A 6,815-nucleotide genomic window follows, 5' to 3' on the forward strand; every position below is an offset into this window, starting at 1 on the left:
GATGTCACCGCACGGTGAGGTCACCGGCGGGAAGCGGCGGGCAACCCTCCGATGCCGGGCGGCGTCCCTGACGGCGACGGTCGCCGGCGACGCACCCGCTCACCGCGGCGGACGCACAGGGGAGGGCGCACGATGACCGACGGCACACGGCGGGACGGACCGCTCACGGACGCCTCGGGACCGGCCGGACGGCACGCCGTGGTGGTCGGCGGCGGCCTGGCCGGCCTCACCGCCGCGCTCGCGCTCGCCGACGCCGGGATGCGCGTGACGCTGCTGGAGGGCAGACCACGCCTGGGCGGGCTCGCCTTCTCCTTCCAGCGCGGCGACCTCACCATCGACAACGGACAGCACGTGTACCTGCGCTGCTGCACCGCCTACCGCTGGTTCCTCGACCGGATCGGCGGCGCCGCGCTCGCCCCGTTGCAGGACCGGCTGGAGGTGCCCGTCGTCGACGCCGCGAGACCCGAGGGCCGGCGGCTCGGCACACTGCGGCGCGACGCGCTGCCCGTGCCCCTGCACCTGGGGCGCAGCCTCGCCACCTACCCGCACCTCTCGCTCGCCGAGCGGGTCCGGGTGGGCCGCGCCGCGCTCGCGCTCAAGGGACTCGACCTCACCGATCCGGCCCTGGACGCGCAGGACTTCGGCAGCTGGCTGACCGAGCACGGCCAGTCGGCGCGTGCCGTCGAGGCCCTGTGGGACCTGGTCGGGGTCGCCACGCTCAACGCGGTCGCGGGCGACTCCTCCCTGGGGCTCGCCGCGATGGTGTTCAAGACCGGACTGCTGTCCGACCCGGGCGCGGCCGACATCGGCTGGGCCCGCGTCCCGCTGGGCGAACTGCACGACCGGCTGGCCCGCGGGGCGCTCGACTCCGCGGGCGTGCGTACCGAGGTCCGAACACGCGTCACCTCCGTCTCCCTCAACGGAAACGGGAGCTGGAACGTTCAGGTTCCCGGCGAGAGCCTGGTCGCCGACGCGGTCGTCCTCGCCGTACCGCAGCGCGAGGCGCACGGCCTGCTGCCGGCCGGCGCCCTGGACGCGCCGGACCGGCTGCTCAGGATCGGCACCGCGCCCATCCTCAACGCCCACGTCGTCTTTGACCGCACGGTGCTGAACGCGCCGTTCTTCGCGGCCATCGGCACGCCCGTGCAGTGGGTCTTCGACCGCACCGAGGCGGCCGGCCTGAAGCACGGTCAGTACCTCGCGGTGTCCCAGTCGGTGGCGCAGGACGAGATCGACGCGCCGGTCGCCGTGCTGCGCGAGCGCTATCTGCCCGAACTGAGGCGGCTGCTGCCCCGCGCGCGCGGTGCCGAGGTGAAGGACTTCTTCGTGACCCGGGAGCGCACGGCGACGTTCGCCCCGGCCCCCGGCGTCGGACGGCTGCGGCCCGGCGCCCGCACCAAGGCCCCCGGCCTGTACCTGGCCGGAGCGTGGACCGCCACAGGGTGGCCCGCGACCATGGAGAGTGCGGTCCGCAGCGGTGTGAAGGCGGCCGAGGCCGCGCTGAGCGCCCTGGGCCGGCCCCGCCCGAGCCGTCTCTTCGCCATCGAGGAGGCGGCGGCATGACGTTCGATACGCAGCCCGCGGCGGGCCCCCGCACCTCCGGCACCGCAACAAGAGGAGAGACTGTGCCCACTGTGCCCCCGGCCTCGACGGCCGCTCGGAGGACCGCGGTGGACGTGACCGCGCTGTTGGAGCGCGGCCGGACCCTGGCCACGCCGGTACTGCGGGCGGCCGTCGACCGCCTGGCGCCCCCCATGGACACCGTCGCCGCCTACCACTTCGGCTGGATCGACGCCCAGGGCAACCCGGCACGCGGGGACGGCGGCAAGGCCGTGCGCCCCGCCCTGGCAGTGCTCTCCGCCGAGGTTGCCGGGGCCGCGCCCGAGGCCGGTGTGCCCGGCGCGGTCGCCGTGGAGCTCGTCCACAACTTCTCCCTGCTGCACGACGACCTGATGGACGGCGACGAACAGCGCCGCCACCGCGACACGGTCTGGAAGGTGCACGGCCCCGCCCAGGCCATCCTGGTCGGCGACGCGCTGTTCGCCCTGGCCAACGAGGTGCTGCTGGAGCTCGGCACGGTCGAGGCCGGCCGGGCCGCCCGCCGGCTGACCACCGCCACCCGCGCGCTGATCGACGGTCAGGCGCAGGACATCTCCTACGAGCACCGCGACCGGGTCAGCGTCGCGGAGTGCCTGGAGATGGAGGGCAACAAGACCGGTGCCCTGCTCGCCTGCGCCTCCTCCGTCGGCGCGGTCCTCGGCGGCGCGGACGACCGCACGGCCGACGCGCTGGAGAAGTACGGGTACCACCTCGGTCTGGCCTTCCAGGCCGTCGACGACCTCCTCGGCATCTGGGGCGACCCGGACGCCACCGGCAAGCAGACCTGGAGCGATCTGCGCCAGCGCAAGAAGTCCCTGCCGGTCGTGGCCGCGCTCGCGGCCGGCGGCCCGGCCTCCGAGCGGCTCGGCGAGATCCTCGCCGCCGACGCCAAGAGCAGCGACTTCGCGAACTTCTCCGAGGAGGAGTTCGCGGCCCGCGCCGCCCTCATCGAGGAGGCGGGCGGCCGGGAGTGGACGGCCGAGGAGGCGCGCCGTCAGCACACCATCGCCATCGAAGCCCTCGACGCCGTCGGCATGCCCGAGCAGGTACGGGCCGCCTTCACGGCACTCGCAGACTTCGTCGTCGTACGAAAGAGATGATCACTATCGGTCGAACCAGCCTCGCGTAGTCGCCGGCCGGTGCAGCAAGGAGGTTTCAGGCACCGGCCGACGGCGGACCCACAGCAGCACGACTTGCACGACTGCACGAAGGGGAAGCCATGACAGCGACGACCGACGGAAGCACCGGGGCGACACTGCCGTCCCGCGCTGCCGCGGCCAGTGAAACCGTACTCAGCACCCCCGAGGCGGCCGGGGTACAAGAAGCCGCCGCAGCCGCCGTCAGGCGGGCCACCGACTTCCTGCTCGCCCAGCAGGACGCCGAGGGCTGGTGGAAGGGCGACCTCGAGACGAACGTCACCATGGACGCCGAGGACCTGCTGCTGCGCCAGTTCCTGGGCATCCTGGAAGAGGACACCACCCGGGCCGCCGCGCTGTTCATCCGCGGCGAGCAGCGCGAGGACGGCACCTGGGCCACCTTCTACGGCGGCCCGGGCGAACTCTCCACCACCATCGAGGCCTACGTCGCCCTCCGGCTGGCCGGCGACGCGCCGGACGAGCCCCACATGGCCCGGGCCTCCGCCTGGATCCGCGCACAGGGCGGCATCGCGGCCTCCCGCGTCTTCACCCGGATCTGGCTGGCCCTGTTCGGCTGGTGGAAGTGGGAGGACCTGCCCGAACTGCCGCCCGAGCTCATCTGGTTCCCCAAGTGGTTCCCGCTCAACATCTACAACTTCGGGTGCTGGGCGCGGCAGACGATCGTCCCCCTGACCATCGTCTCGGCCAAGCGCCCGGTGCGTCCGGCCCCGTTCCCGCTCGACGAGCTGCACACCGACCCCGGCAGTCCCCGTCCGCCGCGGGCGCTCGCCCCGGCCAGGACCTGGGACGGCCTGTTCCAGCGGCTCGACATGGTGGTGCGCGGCTACCGTTCCGTCGCCGTGCGCAGAGTGCGCGAGGCGGCCATGAAGTCGGCCGCCCGCTGGATCATCGAGCGCCAGGAGAACGACGGCTGCTGGGGCGGCATCCAGCCGCCGGCCGTGTACTCGGTCATCGCCCTGTACCTGCTCGGCTACGACCTCGAACACCCGGTGATGCGGGCCGGCCTCGAATCGCTGGACCGTTACGCCGTGCGGCGCGAGGACGGCGCCCGCATGATCGAGGCCTGCCAGTCGCCGGTGTGGGACACCTGCCTGGCCACCATCGCGCTCGCCGACGCCGGACTGCCCGCCGACCACCCCCAGTTGGTCAAGGCCGCCGACTGGATGCTGGGCGAGCAGATCGTCCGGCCCGGCGACTGGTCGGTGCGCCGTCCCGGACTTCCGCCGGGCGGCTGGGCGTTCGAGTTCCACAACGACAACTACCCCGACATCGACGACACCGCCGAGGTCGTCCTCGCCCTGCGCCGGGTCAGGCACCACGACCCGGAGCGGATGGACAACGCCATCGGGCGCGGGGTGCGCTGGAACCTCGGGATGCAGTCGAAGAACGGCGCCTGGGGAGCCTTCGACGTCGACAACACCAGCCCCTTCCCCAACCGGCTGCCGTTCTGCGACTTCGGCGAGGTGATCGACCCGCCGTCGGCGGACGTCACCGCGCACGTCGTGGAGATGCTCGCCGCCGAGGGCATGACCCACGACCCGCGCACCCGGCGCGGCATCGAGTGGCTGCTGGCCGAACAGGAGCCGGACGGCTCGTGGTTCGGCCGCTGGGGCGTCAACTACATCTACGGCACCGGGTCCGTCGTACCCGCCCTGACGGCCGCCGGCCTGCCCGGCTCGCACCCGGCCGTCCGCCGCGCGGTGACCTGGCTGGAGAGCGTGCAGAACGACGACGGCGGCTGGGGCGAGGACCTGCGCTCCTACCGGTACGTCAAGGAGTGGAGCGGCAAGGGCGCCTCCACGGCCTCGCAGACCGCCTGGGCCCTGCTCGCCCTGCTCGCGGCGGGGGAGAAGGACTCCAAGGCCGTCGAGCGCGGCGTCGAGTGGCTCGCGGCCACCCAGCGGCAGGACGGCTCCTGGGACGAGCCGTACTTCACCGGCACCGGCTTCCCGTGGGACTTCTCCATCAACTACCACCTGTACCGGCAGGTCTTCCCGCTCACCGCGCTCGGCCGGTACGTGCACGGCGAGCCCTTCGCCGGCCGTCGCCCCACCGTCGATCCCCTCGCCGAGCGGCCCGGCGCCGAGGTCAAGGGGAGCTGATGAGCACACGGCCCGCACCGGCTCCGCTGCTGATCGCCTGCGCGCTCGGCATCGAGCGTCTCGCCCTGCGCGCCGGTGACCGCGGCGGGGCCGACGGGCCGGTCACCGTCCTGCGGACGGGCATGGGACCCAAGGCGGCGGAACGCTCCGTCACCCGGGTCCTCGCCGGCCCGCCGCTGGACCGGGCCGCGGTGCTCGCCACGGGCTTCTGCGCGGGACTCGCCCCGGGCATGCACCCCGGTGACCTCGTCGTCGCCGAGGAGACCCGGGACCCGCGCGGCTCCGTTCCCTGCGTCGGCACCGAACTGCTCGTCAAGGAACTCACCCGCACCCTGCCCGGGCGCACCGTGCACACCGGGCCGCTGACCGGCTCCGACCACGTCGTGCGCGGACCCGAGCGGTCCGATCTGCGCGCCACCGGGGCGATCGCGGTCGACATGGAGTCGGCGGCCACGCTTCTGAGCGCCGTGCGCTCGGGTGTGCGCCCTGTTGCGGCCGTGCGGGTGGTCGTGGACGCTCCAGAACATGAACTCGTCCGTATCGGTACGGTCCGCGGTGGAATATCAGCCTTCCGCGTTCTCCGTTCCGTCCTGCCGACTTTTTTCGAATGGCACCGTAATGTGCTGCTCCCCAGGAGGTGAGCCAGATGGCCATGCCGCTGCGCCAGTCCGTCAAAGTCGCCACATACTTGGCCGAACAGAAGCTTCGCAAGCGGGACAAGTTCCCGCTGATCGTCGAGCTTGAGCCGCTCTTCGCCTGCAACCTCAAGTGCGAGGGCTGCGGCAAGATCCAGCACCCGGCCGGAGTGCTCAAGCAACGCATGCCCGTCGCCCAGGCGGTGGGTGCGGTACTGGAGTCGGGTGCGCCGATGGTGTCCATCGCGGGCGGCGAGCCCCTGATGCACCCGCAGATCGACGAGATCGTACGGCAGCTGGTGGCCAAGCGGAAGTACGTCTTCCTGTGCACCAACGCGCTGCTGATGCGCAAGAAGATGGACAAGTTCAAGCCGTCCCCCTACTTCGCCTTCGCGGTGCACATCGACGGGCTGCGGGAGCGGCACGACGAGTCGGTGGCGAAGGAGGGCGTGTTCGACGAGGCGGTGGAGGCCATCAAGGAGGCCAAGCGGCGCGGCTTCCGGGTGACCACCAACTCCACCTTCTTCAACACCGACACCCCGCAGACCGTCGTCGAGGTGCTCAACTTCCTCAACGACGACCTCAAGGTCGACGAGATGATGATCTCGCCCGCCTACGCCTACGAGAAGGCGCCCGACCAGGAGCACTTCCTGGGCGTGGAGCAGACCCGCGAGCTGTTCAGGAAGGCCTTCGCGGGCGGCAACCGGCGCCGCTGGCGGCTCAACCACTCGCCGCTGTTCCTCGACTTCCTCGAGGGCAAGGTCGACTTCCCGTGCACCGCGTGGGCGATCCCGAACTACTCGCTGTTCGGCTGGCAGCGCCCCTGCTACCTGATGAGCGACGGGTACGTGCCGACGTACCGGGAACTCATCGAGGACACCGACTGGGACAAGTACGGCCGGGGCAAGGACCCGCGCTGCGCCAACTGCATGGCGCACTGCGGCTACGAGCCCACCGCCGTGCTGGCCACCATGGGATCGCTGAAGGAGTCCCTGCGCGCCATGCGCGAGACGGTCTCCGGAAACCGGGACTGACGCCATGACGGCCATTCCCCTGGGCGTCCCGGAGGTACCGGCCCGGCCGATCGCCGAGCGGCGCGCGTCGCGGCAGATCCACGTCGGGCCGGTGGCGGTGGGCGGGGGCGCGCCGGTGTCGGTGCAGTCGATGACGACGACGCGTACGTCGGATGTCGGCGCCACCTTGCAGCAGATCGCGGAGCTGACGGCTTCGGGTTGTCAGATCGTGCGGGTGGCGTGTCCGACGCAGGATGACGCGGACGTGTTGGCGACGATCGCGCGGAAGTCGCAGATCCCGGTGATCGC

At 72.1% G+C, this 6,815-nt stretch carries 7 protein-coding genes; all 7 read left to right on the forward strand.

The features are described from left to right. Window position 1: 1 nt before the first annotated feature. Complete coding sequence (locus ACWC91_RS20215) at window positions 2–136, forward strand: DUF6380 family protein (RefSeq protein WP_450640025.1); 135 nt, start codon at window positions 2–4, stop codon at window positions 134–136. After that, window positions 133–1,563, forward strand: a complete 1,431-nt coding sequence (gene hpnE, locus ACWC91_RS20220; protein WP_225077726.1) for a hydroxysqualene dehydroxylase HpnE — start codon at window positions 133–135, stop codon at window positions 1,561–1,563. Before ACWC91_RS20215 ends, hpnE begins: the two co-directional genes overlap by 4 nt. Before the next feature lie 71 nt (window positions 1,564–1,634). Beyond that, complete coding sequence (locus ACWC91_RS20225) at window positions 1,635–2,699, forward strand: polyprenyl synthetase family protein (RefSeq protein WP_225077903.1); 1,065 nt, start codon at window positions 1,635–1,637, stop codon at window positions 2,697–2,699. A gap of 119 nt (window positions 2,700–2,818) precedes the next feature. Beyond that, the gene (gene shc / locus ACWC91_RS20230) at window positions 2,819–4,858 is read left to right on the forward strand and encodes a squalene--hopene cyclase (protein ID WP_376504489.1); all 2,040 of its coding nucleotides are present in this window, start codon (window positions 2,819–2,821) and stop codon (window positions 4,856–4,858) included. Continuing rightward, window positions 4,858–5,499 carry a phosphorylase family protein gene (locus ACWC91_RS20235; RefSeq protein ID WP_376504491.1) on the forward strand — a complete coding sequence of 214 codons (642 nt, stop codon included), beginning with the start codon at window positions 4,858–4,860 and terminating at the stop codon, window positions 5,497–5,499. Before shc ends, ACWC91_RS20235 begins: the two co-directional genes overlap by 1 nt. A gap of 5 nt (window positions 5,500–5,504) precedes the next feature. Further along, window positions 5,505–6,527: an adenosyl-hopene transferase HpnH gene (hpnH, locus tag ACWC91_RS20240; protein ID WP_141356268.1), complete on the forward strand. Its 1,023-nt coding sequence runs from the start codon at window positions 5,505–5,507 to the stop codon at window positions 6,525–6,527. 4 nt (window positions 6,528–6,531) lie between these two features. Beyond that, a partial coding sequence (locus tag ACWC91_RS20245; RefSeq protein WP_450640018.1) for a flavodoxin-dependent (E)-4-hydroxy-3-methylbut-2-enyl-diphosphate synthase occupies window positions 6,532–6,815 on the forward strand: 284 nt, incomplete at its 3' end.

The sequence above is a fragment of the Streptomyces sp. NPDC001204 genome, assembly GCF_053598035.1.

What these genes read in the sequence shown, in the direction of transcription:
- ACWC91_RS20215 (WP_450640025.1), top strand. Translation starts at nt 2, where the DNA reads ATGTCACCGCACGGTGAGGTCACCGGCGGGAAGCGGCGGGCAACCCTC.
- hpnE (WP_225077726.1), top strand. Translation starts at nt 133, where the DNA reads ATGACCGACGGCACACGGCGGGACGGACCGCTCACGGACGCCTCGGGA.
- shc (WP_376504489.1), top strand. Translation starts at nt 2,819, where the DNA reads ATGACAGCGACGACCGACGGAAGCACCGGGGCGACACTGCCGTCCCGC.
- ACWC91_RS20235 (WP_376504491.1), top strand. Translation starts at nt 4,858, where the DNA reads ATGAGCACACGGCCCGCACCGGCTCCGCTGCTGATCGCCTGCGCGCTC.
- hpnH (WP_141356268.1), top strand. Translation starts at nt 5,505, where the DNA reads ATGGCCATGCCGCTGCGCCAGTCCGTCAAAGTCGCCACATACTTGGCC.